Below are 19,023 nucleotides of genomic sequence, written 5' to 3' on the forward strand. Positions count from 1 at the left end.
CAAAATTAAAAGGCTTATCTCCCAAAAATTACAGGAGACAAACCTTTGAAATAATATACTAATTAAGGTTTAGATTTTTGGGTTCAGTACACTCGTGAGTTTACTGCTCCTTTAACTCACGACTTTGAACATTTTCAAGCATTGCATCCAGCCTTTCACTCTCATCTCTCCATCTCCGCAATGTGTTTAATTTCAAAGTACAAGATTTCAACTATATAATAGTAATTGAGATAAAAACTATATAGAAATGGAGTTTTGATTATGAGTATATTTACTGATCAAGAGAAAGTAGACATTTTAGGTGATATAGTAAGTATGCGATCTGTTAATGATATTGAAATTGATACGTATATGTCTAGACCACCTGTTTACACAACTGGCCAAAATTCATTAATCGAGTTAGCTGTAAAAATGGGCGAAAAACATTTAAACACTACACTTCCAACTGAAGCATCACCAGGTGTTACAGATGCATCTGATTTATTAGTTTCTAAAGATGAGAACTTCTCATTTATAATGTATGGACCTGGTACAGTAGACCAAGCGCATCAAGTAGATGAACATGTATCCAAAGATGCATATCTTAAATTTATTGATTTATATACAGAATTCTTCCCTAAATACTTAGAAAAGTAATTCATTATAACCGGAGTGATTAACGTGAATACACAAATTCAACAACTTAAAAACATCATTGATTCATCTCAAAATATTACATTTTTTACGGGAGCAGGTATTTCGGTTGCTAGTGGTATACCCGACTTCCGTTCACTCGGTGGATTATATGATCAAATCTCAGAGAATGGCTATTCCCCAGAATATTTATTAAGTACTGATTATTTACAAAGTGACCCAAAAGGATTTATGGACTTTTGCTTTCAATATTTACTTTTCACAGATAAACAACCTAATATCGTACATCAATGGATAGCCCAACTCGAAAAAGACCATCGTTCACTCGGTGTCATCACACAGAATATCGATGGTCTTCATAGTAATGCCGGCAGTCTAAATACAGATGAATTGCACGGCACTATAAACCGATTTTATTGTACAAAATGCAAAAAAACATATACTAAATCTTATGTTATCGATAACCATTTACACCATTGCGAATCATGTGGTCATACCATTAGACCAGACATCGTATTATACGGTGAAATGCTAGATCAAGAAACAATATTCAATGCATTAAACAAAATAAGAGAAGCAGACACACTCGTAGTACTCGGGTCATCCTTACTCGTGCAACCCGCAGCAGGACTCATCTCAAACTTCGAAGGACAAAACCTCGTCATTATAAACAAAGACGAAACACCTTATGACACTACAGCAAACATCGTTATACATGATGACATGGTAGCTGTTGTACAGGGGTTGTTGGGGTGAGTTTGGCCAAATCACAACGAGTTCCCTCTTTTATTCTTGATAACAAAATACACTCATGGTATTATTTAAGTATTAAAAAACAATCAGCAACTTTGGAAGGGTCACTGAGTGTAAAAATTAAGGCGTATAGTCTATGCTATATTTCATTAGTCGTTTATGTTCGAGCATAAACGGCTATTTTTTATTGTCTTTTTTAAGCAATAAATAAATGGTAATAGGAAGTATTACCGTGTAAGTAATCTAGAATGTTAAATATATCTCTAGTTGCATACTTACATCTAAGCCCATATAATCACCTTCTTTCACCACGATCTAATAAGGCACGGTGAACATATAGGCAATCAATAAGCACGTTAATTTTTATGTACTAATTATAGCATGGTATCAATCCCTTCAACACCTAAAAAAAGACTACTTATCCCTCTATTTTCCGAGAAATAAGTAGTCTTTTTTTTTATGTTATTTTCTTACCAGTTTCTGCTAATATTCTCCACAATAATAGGATAATTGCAGCAATGATTGTGATTGTTATGATTAGGATTAATAAATATGCATTATCAAATGCATTTGTACCTAATTCTAGTAATTTACTTTTTAATAATCCATTTGAATTTTCTGCTACGATCATCGTTTCTTCAAAACTGCCTTTTGCTTTTGCTGGTATTTCTGTTATCGACATGGAGCGTTCCATTAAATAAGTATAAGTAAATGAAAATACGCCACCAAGTGCGGCTATTCCTATTGACCCTCCGAGTTCATATGACACTTCTTCTACTGAAGCTGCCATACCTGCTTTATCGTCATCAACGTTTGTCATGATTGCATTTGATGCTACAGTCATTGCACCGCCTAACCCTAATCCTGCAATGCTAAGGAACAGTATTTGAATCCATAAATCATTGTGTAGAAATGCTGTGAATCCTACAATTCCGATTAATGAAATGATTAAATTGTAAATAAGTATTTTGATGCTATCAAATCGTGTTAAGATACTTCCTTGTACAATTGCTCCTATAAAAGCAGCTGCTGCCATCGACATTAAGACTAACCCTGCTTTTAAAGGTGTTAGATTTAAAATTAACTGTAATCTTTGAGATAAAATCATTTCAAAGCCAATTAATATGGATGCTGATGTAAATGCAGCTATCACACCTGATAAAAAGTATTTATTTTTAAATATATCTAAACTAATTAAAGGATTTAATAGACGTTTTTGTCGACTAATGAATAGTTTCAACGACCATAATCCAATCACTAATGTCAGTATAATCAGTACAATTGAAGGATTTTCTTTTGTGACTTCTTTAATAGCGTAGACAGTCCCTATAAGTCCTATCATAATGAGAATTGAACTTGTGATATCCCATTTTTTATCTTTGTTTCCTTTAATATTAGGAATTTGTATAAAAGCAACGATAATAACAAGTATCGTAATAGGAACATTAATTAGAAATACTGAACCCCACCAAAATTTAGTTAATAATAAACCACCTATTAAAGGTCCTAAACCAGCACCTGCTGATGCAATAGAAGACCAAATACCTAGCGCAAGTGCTCTATCTTTTTTGTCATCAAAGACTTGTTTAATAATAGCAAGTGTTGATGGCATCATTGTTGCTGCACCAATAGCCAATATAACTCTAGCCATAATTAAAGTGCCAGATGTTGGAGAAAAAGCTGCCACAACTGATGCTAAAGTAAAGATTACTAAACCAGATAAAAACATATTCTTATGTCCTACTTTATCACCCAACGTACCTAAACCAGGTAAGAGCCCTGCAACAACTAACGGATACGCATTTACAATCCATAATTTTTGAAAAGCACTCGCTTCCAACTCATACGTTATCGTAGGTAAAGCAGTATATAAAACAGTCATATCTATAACAATCAAAAATAACGCACTAGAAACCAATATCAACGAGAACCATTTATTAAATTTCATGATAAATCCTCCTTACTCAAATAATGGTAAGGTGTATAGTTACTATATAGTCAAACATAAACTTTTTAACCAAGTATATACTGGATTACGAGCGAATTATCGGTCCAGAAATAACAAATATGGACCGATATTATTTTTTATCGGTACAGAAACACCAAATATGGACCGATAATCTTTTTTATCGGTCCATATTTCTACATCCTAACTATACTCTACGTCTTTTGTTGTTAGGAATACGACATATTGATATAACACGTAGCATACGATAATTGCTGCCAATGTGATTTCAATTACAGAAAGTATTGTTCCGAATGTGATGGTGCTACTACTTGCATGACTATGCTGAGTGACATTATAAAGTGATGCGGCTGTTGTTACCCATGGGAACGTCATTGCTGAAAAGGATACTTTGAAGCCTCTTTGTAGTATTTTCGGTAAGAATATTAATGTAAATATAAACAACACTTGGGAAAGTATTAATAAGACGATAACATATACATTTGAATAAGTTGTATTGTTTAAGATATAACCATTTAAACAAAGTGCTGCTGGTGCACTCATAATAATCACCATCGGAAATTGTTCTTGGTTATATGTTTGCCACGACTTGCTGATTAGTACATACGCTAAAATCACCACTAGGCATACCGTTCCAAAGATTGTTGATACATGTCCGAGTGTTTCATTAAATGCTGTTGATGTTTCACTTATAACCCCTGTTCCGACAAACATCACAAACCAACTTGTGTTTGGCCATGATTTAAAATTTCTAAATGCATAGCGACTTATAAAAATAATAATCAAACTTATATGTAATAAAATGGCTGCATACCATAGCACGTTTAACAACTGAGATTGTACGGTATATTCCTGTTTTATAATGGATGCAAGTATCATCAATGTCATAGGAAATGTTGGTGATATTGCAAATGTATGGATATTTTTGAGTTCTTTCAGAAACATACTAGGATAAATGATCCATTTCATGATAAATAATAAAATGATTGCACAGGAAATAATAAAGCTACATAGGCCGAGCGTCTTAAAATTAATATGATAAAATACATTACTCAATGCCATGATGCCTATTGCCAATCCGCTTATTGCGATTGGCGTTCTTTTTAATGCTGTTATAAACATATTGAATAGCCTTTCTTTCTATATTTTTCTAAAGTTTATGCTTCTATACGTATTCTTTAAATCATACCATTGTTTGTCGTTTTGTTTAATCACATTTCTTTGATCATGACATCATAAGCAAGACATTCAATTGCGTTTCATGAACTGTGATATCACGAAATTAGATATATTATTCATCATAAAATACATCGTTATATAAATAATATGTTTTTGGTAAGGTTTAAAGTATGGAAGCAATCAGAACATGGACAAAGTGACTTCCTTATAAATGAATTTTCCGAAAACTGTAATACTATTATCCAAATATTACACGTTATTAACTTAAACAAACAAAACAATTACAACTGTTTTCTTTTATTAAAAGTCATGATAATTTAATGTCAGACATATAGGAAAGGGAAGGTTCAGACATAATGAAGAAATTATTAACAAGCTCTATCGCAACTATAGGGTTACTTACAATGGGTGTTGCTCATCATGAGGCAAATGCTGCAGAACAAAACGTTGCAACACAATCAACTATTCAAGGTACAACAGGTTACGCAAATGGTTCATACTATACAATTGATAATAACGGGAATTATCATCATACATTAGACGGTAAATGGAATCAGGCCATGTTTGATAACCATGAATATAAATCATACGAAATCGATGCTAACGGTACATACCACTATTATTATTTCGTTAAAGGTGGACAAAGTTATGCACCAAGTCAATCACACGATTCAATTCAAAAACATGGTTACAACGTAGAAAATTCTAACGCTAAATCAACAAATAAGACATCTATTCAAAATAATAAAGTAGATTCAACAGATGTATCATCTAAACAAAATACTAATAACACTAATGCAAGTTCAAATACACAAGCTTCAGACAACAATGTAACTTATAACCAAAGTCAAAATAATACAACATCACAAGATGCACAATTAAATGACAACGAAGCAACAACAACGCAAGCAAATAACAATGAAAGTGCAAGCTCTCAAAAGTCAGAAGGTAAAGCACAAGCTTCTTCAAACTGGTTAACTAAGAACACTAAATTACAAGAATATGGTCAATATCACGGTGGCGGTGCTCACTATGGTGTCGATTATGCTATGAAAGAAAATACACCAGTGTATTCACTAACTGATGGAACTGTTATCCAAAGCGGTTGGAGCAATTACGGTGGTGGTAACCAAGTAACAATCAAAGAAAAAAATAGTGATTATTACCAATGGTATATGCACATGAACAAATTAAATGTTCAAAAAGGTGATTCAGTAACTGCAGGTCAACAAATTGGTGAGTCTGGTAGTACAGGTAACTCAACTGCACCTCATTTACATTTCCAACGTATGAAAGGCGGCGTTGGTAACGAATATTCAGTCAACCCAGATTCATACATTAACAATAACCAATAATATAATCTATAACGTCAAAAAGGCTGAGACATTCTATATTGTTTCAGCCTCTTATTTTACACATATTTTTTGTAATATTCTGACAAAAAGTAATAAAATAATCATCATTTTTGACGAATAATTGTATGAAAATCTAAGATATAATGTATAATGACTAAATTTATAGAAAAAGAGGTTAGCAATGTGGATACTTTAAAAGTGAACAAACGATTAATTATGACACCTGGACCTGTAAGTGTAGATCCACGTGTTTCTCAAGCAATGTCGAATTCTATACTCGGTCAATTCGATTTTGAATTTGTTAATATCATGAATGAAACAATGTCATTAATTCGTCAGTCATTCTTAACAAAAAATAAATGGGCTTTTCCAATTGATGGAACTAGCCGTGCTGGCTTAGAAGCCGTTATATCAAATATCGTAAAACCTGGTGATGAAGTACTCGTACCTGTAATTGGTCGATTTGGTTATTTACTGAACTCGTAACACGTGCAGGAGGAATCGTCCACAATATACATAAACCGATGGGCGAAGTGTTTGATCAAGCAGAAATTATTGAAGCTTTAGATGAATATAAACCTAAAGTTATTGCGATTGTACATGGCGAAACATCAACAGGAAGATTGCAACCTATCGATCAATTAGGACGTGCTTGTAAAGAAAGAGGCATCTTTTCAGTAGTAGATGCTGTCGCAACTTATCAAGGTATGGTTATTCCTGTAGATGAATGGGAACTAGACGCAGTCGTTGGTGGCGCTCAAAAATGTCTATCTATTCCTTCAGGTATTACACCGATTACGTTTAACGAGCGTTTCAGCGAAGAAATTAATAAACGCAAACGTGTAGAATTAGGTATTCGCTCTAATGAATCTACCGAAAAAGAACATTTCATTAGCAGCAACTACTTAGATTTAACACAGTTACAAGACTACTGGAGCCCTAAACGCCTCAATCATCACACAGAATCTACAACATCTGTTTATGCATTATATACTGGATTAAAATTAGCACTATCAGAGGGCATTGAAGCACGTGCCAAAAGACATAGCTATCACCAAGAAGCTTTAAAAACAGCTCTAAAAGCACTTGGATTAGAAATTTACGGTGACGAATCTAACGAGATGAAAATGGTCATTTGCGTTAAAATTCCAGAAGGCATCGATGATAATGCCTTTAGAAACGGCTTATTACAAAACTACGGCGTAGAAATTGCCGGATCATTCGGAGATTTACAAGGACAAATATGGAGAATTGGTATTATGGGTTACGGTGTTCAAAAACAAAACATCTTAACATTCTTATCAATCTTCGCAACATATTTAGTATCACACGACAGCCAGCAACATCTTAATGTCGCAGACTCCATTAAGACATTATTAGACTATTATGAACAAAATGAAATCTAGCATTTCTTGAATGATAAGTTAGCTACAATCCAAAAAAGTCTGAGACAGTAACTTTGTCTCAGACTTTTTTGTGATTTTTAAATCGTTTCATCTTCTACGACTCTATTTTTAGATGCTGGATAGCCTACTATAAAGAACAGAATAGACATAACGATTAAGGCGATGATGCCTGATATCCAACTGTCTGTCGCATCGTGTAAATATCCAATAAAGAATGGTCCAATGGCAGCTATTAAATACCCAATAGATTGCCCGAATCCTGATAATGCGATACTTCCGTCACTTGTACGTGCACGTATAGAGAAGAATGTCATACATAAGCTAAAGCATGCACCCATACCTAAACCTGCGATAATAATACCGATTACGAGTAATACTAATGATTGCGTAAAGAATAAACCAAATCCAACTAAGAATAGTATTGTGATGATCACAACTAATATACGTTGGTCTTTTAATTTAGACGCAATAATCGGGAATGTAAATGTCATTGGCACTTGTGAAAATTGGTTAAGCATGAGTAAATAACCTGCAGTTGATGGATCTAGACCTCTATCTACTAATATAGAAGGCACCCAAGCAACAACTGTATAGAATACCATTGATTGGAATCCCATTGTTAAAGCTACTAACCATGCTAATTTAGACTTCGTAATGTTCAATTTTGTATGTTGATTCTGTGCTTCTGATAGTTTATCTTGACGTTCTAGTTTAGCGCCTTTACTTGCTTTTGGAATCCATAAAATTAATGCGATAATCCCTAGCACGATCCAAAAAGCAAGGGACAGTCTAAACCCTAATGGAGATTGAGACATTGGGAAACTTAGTCCTCCACCTAATCCTGCAGTAAAGTTCATTGTCCCACTATAAATACCTGTTGCTAATCCAATTTGTAATGGAAAATACCATTTCACATAACTCGGTAATACAACATTACCAAATGCGATCGCAATACCTAGTAGAACTGTACCAATAATAAATAAATTAAAACCACCTGCAACACGTATGTACAAAGCAATAATTACTAATATCGTTGATAGTACAATTGTATTAGACATCGTCAAACGTTTAGTTACTTTAGATACTAATGGCGAAACGACTGCAAATATAATGAGTGGTATTGTTGTTAAAAAACCAGCAAGACTGTTATTAATTTGCATAACATCTTTAATTTCATCAACTACTGGACCTACTGATGTTAATGGTGCACGTAGCGTAGATGCGATAAATACAATCGCAATTATGATGCCCCAATTTTTTTGAATTCTATGTGTATTATAGGGTTCAATCATCTTATACCACCTTATTTCTAAAATTTTTTCTTATAAAACCATCAACGCAACATTAGTATAGTTCATTCATATTGAAGTGTATATAATATGAGAGTCTGGAACAACACTTTGTCCCAGACTTTTTTAATAGTATATCAGAGATATGATTGAGTGCAATGCTGCTATGTTGAGCGACTTGATCGTTAGCCATAGGGGAATGGGTTTTTCTTCGGTTTATAAAGTTTAGTATGTCCGCTAACGAGAGAGTGTAAAATAAACTGTGTAAGTAGAGTCGTACGTTCTCTACTTACACAGTTTATTTTACACTCTCAAAATTACTCTTTATTCGAACGAAAGAACTTCAAAAGAAATGGTCCACTGGTTACATTCCAAACTGGTCTATGGTTATGAACCAGCTTCTTTTACATGATCAAATTAAAGATAGAGTTATTAAGTATCTTGAATAACTTACACACTTAATTTGACAAAGCCAAGCCTCTTGATAAATAGATGGGCTCTATGTTGCTTGTTTGACCACTCTTGCAATATTCGCCCTCTATATACTTCTTTCCAATATGATAAACGCTGGGACATTTCTCTTGTCCCAGCGTTTTCTATTTATATTCCATTCTGTTGTATGACTTGCTTATACCAATCAAATGACTTTTTCTTTCGACGTTCGAGTGTCCCACTTCCTGCATCGTCTTTATCCACATAAATCATTCCATATCGTTTACTCATTTCTCCTGTTGAAGCAGATACTAAATCGATAATACCCCAACTTATATACCCCAACAATGGAACGCCATCTTGAATACCATCGTACATAGCTTCTATATGCTGTTTCATATAATCAATTCTATAATCATCTTGAATTGTACCATCTGCTTCTATCTCATCTTTGGCACCTAATCCATTTTCAACAACAAATAGTGGCTTTTCAAATCTTTCATATATTTGATTCATCGTTATCCTTAAACCAAGCGGATCGATAACCCATCCCCAATCGCTCATTTTAAGATAAGGATTTTTGGCTGATACAATTACATTTCCTTCGTTTTTTTCAACTCTTGATATATCCGCAATAGATGTTCGAGACGCATAATAACTAAATGCTACAAAATCCACCGTCTCTTTCAGTATTTCTTTATCTGACTCATCTATTTCAATGTTAATCCCTTTAGCCTTAAAAAATGAATCCATATAGTATGGATATTTACCTTTCGCTTGTACATCTACAAAGAAAGTATTTGTTCTTTCATCATTCATAGACTGCCATACATCTTCTGGATTACAACTGTATGGATAGAAACTACCACCAGCAATCATACATCCAATTTTTGCGTGTGGCGTAATACGATGACAACTTCGAACAGCTTTCGCACTTGCTACTAACATATAATGTGCAGCTTGATATAATATTTCTTCTCTATTTTCACTATTATCAAAGTACAATCCGCCACCTGAAAATGGACTGTGTAACACTACATTAATTTCATTGAATGGAATCCAATAATTGACGTATTCTCCAAAATTATTAAAGCAAGTTTCTGCAAATTTAATATATAAATCGATCGTTTCTCTATTTTTCCACCCATTATATTTTTCAACTATCCCCATTGGAATATCAAAATGCGCAAGTGTAACGAGTAATTCCATACCATGTTGTTTACATGTCTTGAATAGACCTTTGTAATAATTTATACCTGCCTGATTCGGCATTTCTTCATCGCCATTTGGGAAAATCCTACTCCAAGAAATAGATGTTCTAAATACTTTCAACCCCATTTCAGCAAGTAACGCGATATCCTCTTTATAATGATGATAAAAATCTATACCAGTATGACTTGGATAATATTCATTCTGATCAAGTTCACTCTTTTTATAACCTAACTTTATATCTTGTCTCTTCGTACCATGAGGAATTAAATCAATATTACTGATTCCTCTACCATCTTTATCCCAAGCGCCTTCTGTTTGATTGGCTGCTATTGCGCCACCCCAAAGAAAATTTTCCGGGAAATATTTTATTGTCATGATTTAACCACTCCTAATATGGATGTTTGTGCTTTAACCTCTGCGTGATCAAAGGATGTTATTGATTCATATTCATCTGTATTTGTAACGACAATAATCGTTGTCGGATCATAACCTGATTCAATAATTTGTGTTACATCAAATGTACCAAGAATATCGCCAACAGTTACATGATCACCTTGTTCAATTGTTGATGTAAATGGTTCTCCATTTAATTTCACAGTATCAATACCTACATGTACTAATACTTCAACACCATTATCTCCTGTTATACCGATAGCATGTTTTGTTGGAAATACAGAAGTTACCGTACCTGTTACTGGAGCATAAATTTTATTACCTGTTGGTTCAATTGCCATGCTTTTCCCGATTACTTCTCTACTAAATACGTCATCTTCAACACTTTCAATTGGTTTTATATGTCCTTCAACAGGTGCTGCAACTGTTAGATGATCTTGAGAACCTAAATCTAATAATTCATCTTCAGATTCTGGAATATCTTCAAATCCAAGTACTAACGTTAAGATAAATGAAAGAACAACCGATAGAACCATTACTACAATAATCCACACTATACTCATTGGATTATCTTTTTCAATAAATTGTACACTCGTAAACAAACCTGGTGCTGCCATAGAATGACTTGCTAAACCTGCAAGCCCTGCTACAGCACCTGCAACAAATCCTGTAATTACAGATGCAATCATTGGGCGTTTTAATCGAATAGCAACCCCATATAATGCTGGTTCAGTTATACCTGCAATAATGGCTGATGATGCAGCTGCCAATGACGTTTGACGTAATTCTCTATTTTTCGTTTTAAATGCTACTGCTAATGAAACGCCCCCTAATGATAAGTTAGCGCCAATCTCTGATGGCATAACCATACCTTCTTTACCTGTTTCAGCAATTGTTTGAACAATCGTTGGTGTGAATACACGGTGCATACCTGTCATAACTAATAATGGCCATAAGGCACCTACGATAGCTACTGCTAAAAAGCCTAATTTATCATGTACAAAGAAGACAATTTGAGACAGACCTGTACCAATCAAAATACCTGCAGGACCTACGATAATAATCGCTATTGGTGCAGCAATTAATAAGATTAACATTGGCTTCAAGAAGTTCTTCATTACAATTGGTGTAATACGATCTGCAAAATCTTCAATATATTTCAGCAACCAAGTCATGACGATTGCTGGAATAATCGTATAAGTATATTTCACTGACATAACTGGAATAAATGCGAAAGTTGCTTCTTTACCTTCTGCTGCTTTTTCCATAATTTCCATAAACACTGGATGTACCATAACACCAGCAATTGCTAATGCTAAAAATACGTTACTGTTAAATTTCCTTGCTGCAGATACTGCCACAAGCATTGGTAAGAAGAAGAACGGTGCATCTCCTATAGTATTTAAAATATTATACGTTGAACTGCTTTCTGACAGTACACCCGTCATACTTAATAACATGGCCAATAATTTAATCATCGAACCACCAATAATAGCAGGAATTAATGGTGACATCGTTCCGATAATAGCATCAAGAATATTGATACCCACCTGTTTAAATGTTAACTTTTTCTTTTCAACTGGCTCATTACTTTTAGCGCCTCCACTGACGCCATTCTTCATCAATGCTGTATAAGTATGTGATACATTGTTCCCTACAATAACTTGATATTGTCCACCTTGCTTACGTAACCCCATAACACCATCAATATTTTTTATTGCATCATCATCAGCCTTACTGTCATCTTTCAACACAAATCTTAATCTTGTCATACAATGCGTTAAATTTTTAACATTATCACTACCGCCAATGTGTTTAAGTATTTCATCAGCCATCCTTTGTTCATTTGTCATCTTTATATCTCTCCCATCTTGTTTAGAACAATAAAAAAGAGACCCAAATCATAAATAGATAGACTTATCCCTAGATAAATTCACCTATTAATGATTTAGGTCTCGCCTGCCGAACAGTAACAATCCTAAACAATTAATTGTTTATTTTGTTTTCGTAACATCAATATATCACATAATTATTTATTGTCAACGCTTTCATTTCTGGAAATTAATCTCTGTATATGAATCGTTAAGTACAATGCTTCATCGTGGGTCATTTCATACTGGTACTTTTTCAATAAAAATACTTCAATTTTCTTTACACATTTAAATGCATTCTTATATTTCTCTTTTACTATCTCATAAAGTTCGATTTCATTCGTATCAAGTGGGTTACTTGAGAAAATACGTTGAGCAAGAAATTTTAAATGTGTCACGAATCTATAATAAGTTAAACTTTCTTCATCGAAATCTAATCTAAAATGGTATTTCACTAAACTTAAAATATTTTGCACCATTTCTGTTACTTGATTATAGTCTGTTAAGTTATTATGTTCTGCATTTAACAAATGAATTGCAATAAATCCCGCTTCATCTTCAGGTAAACGAACACCAACAATTTCAGCAATCCAATCTAATGCTTGCACACCAATTTCATACTCAGTCGGATAAAAACGTTTCGTTTCCCATAGCAATCCATTCTTAATAGCCATTCCCTCTTTTTGACGCTCAATAGCAAAGTTTATATGATCCGTCAGTGCAACATAAATAGTATCGCTGAGATCTTTTTGATATTTATCCTTCGATACTTCGATAATTTTCTCAACAGCTTGAACCACTTCAATCGGCACTTCGATTAATAACGTTTTAAAGCGATCAGAAATTTCCTGGCTACTTAAATCAAATATTTTTTCAATCTTTGATTCTTCCACAATGTCGCCTTCTTGCTTTTGAAAACCTATCCCTTTCCCCATCACAACACGTTCCTGGTTGTTGTGGGTGACACTAATCACATTATGATTGATGACTCTATTTATCTTCATATGACACCCCTTTAATTAATAAATACATTGTGCCACACCGTTATAATAATTATCAATCTATAAATAAAAGAGACCCAAGTTTTCAAACTTGAATCTCCTTTTACAACTTATTAATTTTCTCCCTACGACCAACCTATCAACTGTGCAAAGATTAATGAAATGATTGAAATGACACCCCATACGATAAAGAGTGGGAAGAAGAATCGGATCCATTTTGTATATGATACGCCTCCGATTGCTAATGCTGCCATAAAGTACCCGCTTGTCGGATAGAAGACATGTGTAAAGCCATCTCCTAATTGGAAAGCTAAGACTGCGGTCTGTCTAGTAAGTAATACCTAACATATCCGCTAATGGTGCCATAATCGGCATTGTCACTAAGGCTTGTCCGCTTCCTGAAGAAATAATAAAATTAATCAGCACTTGCACGATATACATACCGACTACTGCTACTGTTGGTGTTGCTCCATCGATAACAGAACCTAATCCATGAACGATACTGTCCATAATTTTACCGTCTTCAAGTACAACAGCGATTGAACGTGCGAGTCCTACAATAATGGCACCCATAAATACATCTTTGAAACCATCATTAAAAGACTCACAAATTTCACGCGTATTCAAACCAGTTACGAGTCCTACTACAATACCCATAACTATGAAAAGACCTGACATTTCTACCATAAACCATCCTTGTGTAATAACCCCATATACAAGAATGATAAAGAATAAGAGCACGACACCAATACCAATTTTTTGTCTTTTAGTCGCAACGAGTGGTTCTTGATTCGTAATATCTTTGTACATATGTCGCTTCTCAGTATCATCATGATAAACCAAACTAATTGAAGGATCTTTTTAACTTTTTTAGCGTATTTCATAATAAATAAAATCGTTACAAATAGTACAATCACAAAAAGAACTAAACGTAGTCCAAGTCCTGAAAATGTTGGAATACCGGATAACTTTTGTGCTAAGCCGGTATTAATCGGGTTCAACACACCGACCGTGAAGCCGACTACAGTACCACACAATGCAATAGATGTAGCGGTTATAGAGTCATAACCTAACGCAATAATGAGTGGAATAATAACCGGAATATAAACGAGTGACAACTCTGCTGTACCGATTAATGTTGCGATAATCGCAAATACTGTTGTTAATACTGGAATGATCAAAATACTTTTATTTATAAACTGACGCGCAAGTTTATCCACGCCAATTTCAATAATACCTGTACGTCTTAACACCATAAACATCCCACCGATGATAAGTGTAAAGAAGACAATTTCTCCTGCTTCAATTAAACCTCGTGGTATAATCGATATAAAATCAACCAAACCAACTGGTGCTGAATCTATGTAATGGAATGAATCTGCATCTACCATTTCTCTACCCTCAGGCCCTTTAACCCTATCAAACTCGCCTGATAGAATTAAATATGTAAAAATAGTTGCAATCACACCGAAAACAAATAAAATCATATATATATGGCATACTAAACTTTTTGTTCGACCTATCTTCGTTCTTTGCCTTACCATTTTCCTTTACCAATGTGCACGACCCCTTTGCTTATTTTGATAAACAATTTTATGCTATCACGTTTAGGAAAATTTATAATTATACAAATCAGAAAATTTAAAAAATATTTTTGTCAGTTATTACAAAAAATCATATGCACAAATTATTTTTCACGTTATTATATAGGGAATTCCCTATTTTTCTTCTTTTTGAGAAAAAATTCACAAACTTTCGTTATATTGTTTTAGAATAAAGATGTAGGAGGGATTGTCATGCGAAAGACGATTTTAGTTGTTCATGGTATGAGAAAGGGAAAGTTAAATGAAACGTTATTAAATTTTATTCATCAAACTTTTAATAGTGATGAGATTGATTATGAGGTGGCCTTTTTAGAAAGTGAAGAGATCTTATTAGATGAAGTGATTCAACAAACGGTTGATGCTGGATATTCACGTATTCATCTTGTGCCGTTATTATTGTTTACCGCTTCTCATTATTACGAAGATATCGAAGCTTTATATGAAACATTTCAAGAAAATAATCCGAACGTGCAGTTTATATTAAGTAAACCTTTAGGCACACACCCGATTATGACAAACTGGGTTGCTTCTCAACTTGAAGCTTACAAAGACGACATTGATGATGAAACTGGCATTGTCGTACTTGCTCACGGTAATGCACGCTTTGATGAACCGGATGTTGCACTTAGACGAATTTGTCGCGAACTATCAACAGATCAAAACCCATGTTATCCAAGTATGGTCTATGGTGAACTTCGCTTTAAAGAAACATTACCGAAAATCGCTAAGAAGCATCGTAAATTATTAATTATTCCATTTTTCTTCTATGATGGTTTCCTTGTAAACAAGTCGAAACGTCAAATAGAATCACTCGGTTTACCGAACCCTATCACATATACGACTGCCATTAATTTTCATCCGTTATTAAAAGACATTGTACATTTTAGAATTGCTGAGTGTGAGGCGATACCGGATGTATCCAATTCAACTGAACCTTAAAGGTAAACATGTCGTCATTATTGCTGGCGGCAAAATTGCATGGAGAAAGTTCTCTAAATTGAAATCAGAGCCTTGCTCAATTGATGTTATCGCACGTGAATTTCATGAGCACTTTGATACGATTCAACTAACGAAACATATTTGCCTTATACAAGTGGACTATCAACGAGAACATATTGCCCATGCAGACTTAATTATTATCGCAACGAACCAGCCCGAAAAGTGAATACATCGTCAAAAAAGACATGAAAGGCAATATTATTGAGAAGAAGCATATAGAGAATAGATATCAATAGACGGTAGAAATTTTTAAAACAACAGGTATAAGTAAAAATAAGGAGGAACGATTATGAAAAAAAGAACAGTTCAAATAATGATTTTACTATGGCAACGGTTTTAAATGTTATTCTTCTATTCGCTATAATTTTTACAATGCCAATAGAGAGTTTAACTTTGTCTATCGTATTCGCTATATTAGCAGGAGTGAATGCGGTATATTTAATGATATTTAACCCTTTACTATCTTGATAATTATCAACTTTAAATCCTATTCCATCATCAACAAAAGACACTTGATTTTGGTTTATCGTAACTTTAATATTTTTGGCATTGGAATGTTCATATATATTAGAAATAATATTCTCAAATAATCTCTCAAACCACAATTCTTCTCCTGACCAAATTAATTGGTTCTGAACACCTTCTAATTTTATGTTCATATTTTGCCTCTGGATAAGGTATTGCCATTTATCTATTATTTTCTTACAAATGCTTACAACATCTACTTCACGATTAAATGTATAAAAATATTGAATATTCTCTTTCTGATCTATTGAAATATTTTTAATCAGTTTTGAAATATAGTCTATTCTTTCATAAGACACTTCAATATTTTCATCCTCTATTCCATATTGCTGAGAAAGATGGAATAGTTCTAACCTTAATGCAGTTAATGGTGTGTTGATATCATGAGATATTTGATCTATATGATTTTGCTCTACCTTAGTTCTTTCCAATAATTCTATTTCTTTATAACTGAGTCTATCTATTAGCAAATTAATAGATAGACCTAATTCATCAATCTCATCTCTACTTCTTTACGTTTCAACTCAATTTTAAGTGTTTCAACAGTACTTAACTCTTCGATACCTTTTCCGTAGGAATATTGTTTTCCTACTTGTTGATTGAATCTATGTGTTTCACCATTTCTATAAGATCTTTCTTTTTGAATCACTTTACCTTCATCATCTTTTTCTTCATTACCTGATTATTTTCTCCGAAAATTATTAACTTACCATTTTCATATGAAATATCTATTGGTCTTTTGAAAAGCCTAGAGCTCTGCTTTTAATTCATATCTATCATCTTTTTCACTAATATCAGTTTTTATACCTTGTTCATCAAGAAAATTACTAAAAAATTGTCTTCTAAACGGTTTTAAATCATAAGCCATAACAATCACTCCTTATAATATTTAACCTAATTTTTCATTAATACTTTTGACATACTACAAATAATTTAAATATTCTTCCCAATTACTGTTAAATTTGAATTCAACAAAAGGGTTAAATTCAAATACACCATCAAATTTAAACCAAAGAGTATTGAACCCAAAAAGGTCCAATACTCTTTATAATTATTTATTACCAAAAACAAGCGTTTTTCTAAAAAATCCAAAAATAACAACACAAACTTATGAACCTTTTTAGGTTCAATCATCCAAAATATTTTTAAAAAATTATCAAAAAGATGTATTTCCTTTTTAAAACTTATAAATATTTTTAAAAAATTATCAAAAAGATGTATTTCCTTTTTAAAACTTATAAATATCTTTAAAAAATTATCAAAAAGTTGTATTTCCTTTTTAAAACTTATAAATATCTTTAAAAAATTATCAAAAAGATGTATTTCCTTTTTAAGGGAGTATTTTGAACAAACTCTAATTTTATATACTTTTCTAAATGTATAATCACGTTTATTTCTTAAAACGCAAATACACTCCAAGTAAAAGTAAGTTATAACTATACATATTTGTTACCAAAAAATATACACCTTAACTACATTTAAACCATAAATTACTTGCAACCTTTGTTCTTCTATAAGAAGGTGTTTGGTTATGTGATAACCACATCATTATTCGATAAATACGCGACAAGTGAAACAAGACAATTCAAAAGCTTACGTAGATTCTTCAAAATTTACGTCCGCAGCATGAGAGGCGCTAGCGAATTAAGACATCAATTAATGAGTACAGAAACAACAGATGAAGTACGCGCATTACTAGATGAATTCGAAGCCCAAATGGAAGAAGTCGTTGAATCTTAAAGTAAATCAATAAATCATCCCCTGTTAACGTTATCGTTAGCAGGGAATTTTTTGTTGGGTGAATCAAAAAAGTGCCTATCATATGGACAGTTTTATACGTTATTACATTGTACTTGTATCTATGACAAAACGATATTTAATGTTTGATGATAAGACTCTTTCATATGCTTCGTCTATTTGATCTGCTGAAATCAGTTCGATTTGTGGTCTAATGTTATGTTCTGAACAGAAGTCTAACATTTCTTGTGTTTCTCTTATACCACCAATTGCCGAACCTGCAAATGATCTACGATGACCGATTAAGTTTGCTACGCGTAATGATACGGGTTCTGCTGGTGCTCCTACGTTTACAAGTGTACCGTCTAATCTTAATAATTGAAGATAATCATCTATTGGTAACTTAACACTTACGGTATTAATGATTAAATCAAATGAGTTAGCAAGTTCTTCAAATGTTGAATCATCACTTGTTGCATAATAATGAGAAGCACCTAATTTCTGCACTAACCCCAGGATGTGGGAGTAAAATAAAAACACTTTCGTTGAATTCATATTAAAATGAATTTATACGGATGTGTTTTTTCTATGAAAAGAGTGGCATATTCAGTTGAAACAAAATATAAAGTAGTAGAAATGAAACTTAAAGGATATAGTACAAGAGAAAT

13 protein-coding genes and 7 pseudogenes are annotated in these 19,023 nt (G+C 33.2%); 8 read left to right on the top strand and 12 right to left on the bottom strand.

Going from position 1 to position 19,023, the window contains the following annotated elements; translation table 11 throughout:
* Nucleotides 1-330: 330 nt before the first annotated feature.
* Nucleotides 331-636: pseudogene (locus LQ611_RS13110) on the top strand (M20/M25/M40 family metallo-hydrolase); the annotation flags it as partial.
* A gap of 24 nt (nt 637-660) precedes the next feature.
* Complete coding sequence (locus LQ611_RS13115; RefSeq protein ID WP_025907153.1) at nt 661-1,389, top strand: NAD-dependent protein deacylase; 729 nt, start codon at nt 661-663, stop codon at nt 1,387-1,389.
* 454 nt (nt 1,390-1,843) lie between these two features.
* Here LQ611_RS13115 and LQ611_RS13120 read toward each other — a convergent pair whose 3' ends face one another.
* Nucleotides 1,844-3,334 carry an MFS transporter gene (locus LQ611_RS13120; protein ID WP_037560301.1) on the bottom strand — a complete coding sequence of 497 codons (1,491 nt, stop codon included), beginning with the start codon at nt 3,332-3,334 and terminating at the stop codon, nt 1,844-1,846.
* A 201-nt stretch (nt 3,335-3,535) separates the two neighbouring features.
* Nucleotides 3,536-4,474: a TDT family transporter gene (locus LQ611_RS13125; protein ID WP_025907157.1), complete on the bottom strand. Its 939-nt coding sequence runs from the start codon at nt 4,472-4,474 to the stop codon at nt 3,536-3,538.
* 413 nt (nt 4,475-4,887) lie between these two features.
* On the opposite strand from LQ611_RS13125, the gene LQ611_RS13130 reads away from it, so the two are divergent.
* Both LQ611_RS13130 and LQ611_RS13140 read left to right on the top strand, forming a co-directional pair.
* On the top strand, nt 4,888-5,886 hold the full coding sequence (locus LQ611_RS13130) for a M23 family metallopeptidase (RefSeq protein ID WP_025907159.1): 999 nt from the start codon (nt 4,888-4,890) through the stop codon (nt 5,884-5,886).
* 183 nt (nt 5,887-6,069) lie between these two features.
* Nucleotides 6,070-7,292 (top strand): annotated as a pseudogene (locus LQ611_RS13140) (pyridoxal-phosphate-dependent aminotransferase family protein).
* A 77-nt stretch (nt 7,293-7,369) separates the two neighbouring features.
* Here LQ611_RS13140 and LQ611_RS13145 read toward each other — a convergent pair.
* A complete protein-coding gene (locus LQ611_RS13145; protein ID WP_025907163.1) occupies nt 7,370-8,584 on the bottom strand; it encodes a CynX/NimT family MFS transporter in 1,215 nt (404 codons plus the stop codon).
* A 305-nt stretch (nt 8,585-8,889) separates the two neighbouring features.
* Between LQ611_RS13145 and LQ611_RS13150 the strand changes: the two are divergent.
* Nucleotides 8,890-9,030 (top strand): annotated as a pseudogene (locus LQ611_RS13150) (IS256 family transposase); the annotation flags it as partial.
* A gap of 151 nt (nt 9,031-9,181) precedes the next feature.
* On the opposite strand, the gene ascB reads toward LQ611_RS13150, so the two are convergent.
* The 6 genes and pseudogenes from ascB to LQ611_RS14170 all read right to left on the bottom strand — a co-directional run bounded on the left by ascB (nt 9,182) and on the right by LQ611_RS14170 (nt 15,034).
* Nucleotides 9,182-10,600 (bottom strand): 6-phospho-beta-glucosidase, encoded by a 1,419-nt coding sequence (ascB, locus tag LQ611_RS13155; RefSeq protein WP_107572966.1) that lies wholly within the window; start codon nt 10,598-10,600, stop codon nt 9,182-9,184.
* Nucleotides 10,597-12,471 carry a PTS cellobiose/arbutin/salicin transporter subunit IIBC gene (gene ascF, locus LQ611_RS13160; RefSeq protein ID WP_107596832.1) on the bottom strand — a complete coding sequence of 625 codons (1,875 nt, stop codon included), beginning with the start codon at nt 12,469-12,471 and terminating at the stop codon, nt 10,597-10,599. The genes ascB and ascF overlap by 4 nt, the downstream gene beginning before the upstream one ends.
* Before the next feature lie 176 nt (nt 12,472-12,647).
* The gene (gene licT / locus LQ611_RS13165) at nt 12,648-13,493 is read right to left on the bottom strand and encodes a BglG family transcription antiterminator LicT (protein ID WP_025907170.1); all 846 of its coding nucleotides are present in this window, start codon (nt 13,491-13,493) and stop codon (nt 12,648-12,650) included.
* A gap of 122 nt (nt 13,494-13,615) precedes the next feature.
* Nucleotides 13,616-13,759 (bottom strand): annotated as a pseudogene (locus LQ611_RS13170) (YfcC family protein); the annotation flags it as partial.
* A gap of 58 nt (nt 13,760-13,817) precedes the next feature.
* Nucleotides 13,818-14,288: a Na+/H+ antiporter NhaC family protein gene (locus LQ611_RS14165; RefSeq protein ID WP_308192909.1), complete on the bottom strand. Its 471-nt coding sequence runs from the start codon at nt 14,286-14,288 to the stop codon at nt 13,818-13,820.
* Complete coding sequence (locus LQ611_RS14170) at nt 14,171-15,034, bottom strand: hypothetical protein (RefSeq protein ID WP_345773233.1); 864 nt, start codon at nt 15,032-15,034, stop codon at nt 14,171-14,173. Before LQ611_RS14170 ends, LQ611_RS14165 begins: the two co-directional genes overlap by 118 nt.
* Before the next feature lie 252 nt (nt 15,035-15,286).
* Between LQ611_RS14170 and LQ611_RS13180 the strand changes: the two genes are divergently transcribed.
* A complete protein-coding gene (locus LQ611_RS13180; protein ID WP_107509824.1) occupies nt 15,287-16,033 on the top strand; it encodes a sirohydrochlorin chelatase in 747 nt (248 codons plus the stop codon).
* Nucleotides 16,008-16,259 (top strand): precorrin-2 dehydrogenase/sirohydrochlorin ferrochelatase family protein, encoded by a 252-nt coding sequence (locus LQ611_RS13185; RefSeq protein WP_025907174.1) that lies wholly within the window; start codon nt 16,008-16,010, stop codon nt 16,257-16,259. Before LQ611_RS13180 ends, LQ611_RS13185 begins: the two co-directional genes overlap by 26 nt.
* 121 nt (nt 16,260-16,380) lie before the next feature.
* Here the strand turns inward: LQ611_RS13185 and LQ611_RS13190 are convergent, their stop codons facing one another.
* Complete coding sequence (locus LQ611_RS13190; RefSeq protein WP_142397687.1) at nt 16,381-17,049, bottom strand: histidine kinase; 669 nt, start codon at nt 17,047-17,049, stop codon at nt 16,381-16,383.
* A gap of 59 nt (nt 17,050-17,108) precedes the next feature.
* Nucleotides 17,109-17,252 (bottom strand): annotated as a pseudogene (locus LQ611_RS13195) (IS3 family transposase); the annotation flags it as partial.
* Between the two features lie 911 nt (nt 17,253-18,163).
* Between LQ611_RS13195 and LQ611_RS13200 the strand changes: the two are divergent.
* Nucleotides 18,164-18,358, top strand: a pseudogene (locus LQ611_RS13200) (tRNA-dihydrouridine synthase); the annotation flags it as partial.
* Between the two features lie 102 nt (nt 18,359-18,460).
* Here LQ611_RS13200 and LQ611_RS13205 read toward each other — a convergent pair.
* A pseudogene (locus LQ611_RS13205) lies at nt 18,461-18,856 on the bottom strand (zinc-binding dehydrogenase); the annotation flags it as partial.
* Between the last annotated feature and the right edge of the window lie 167 nt (nt 18,857-19,023).

Origin of the sequence: Mammaliicoccus sp. L-M44 (assembly GCF_022386355.1) — a bacterium.
In the GTDB taxonomy this organism is placed as follows: domain Bacteria; phylum Bacillota; class Bacilli; order Staphylococcales; family Staphylococcaceae; genus Mammaliicoccus; species Mammaliicoccus sciuri_A.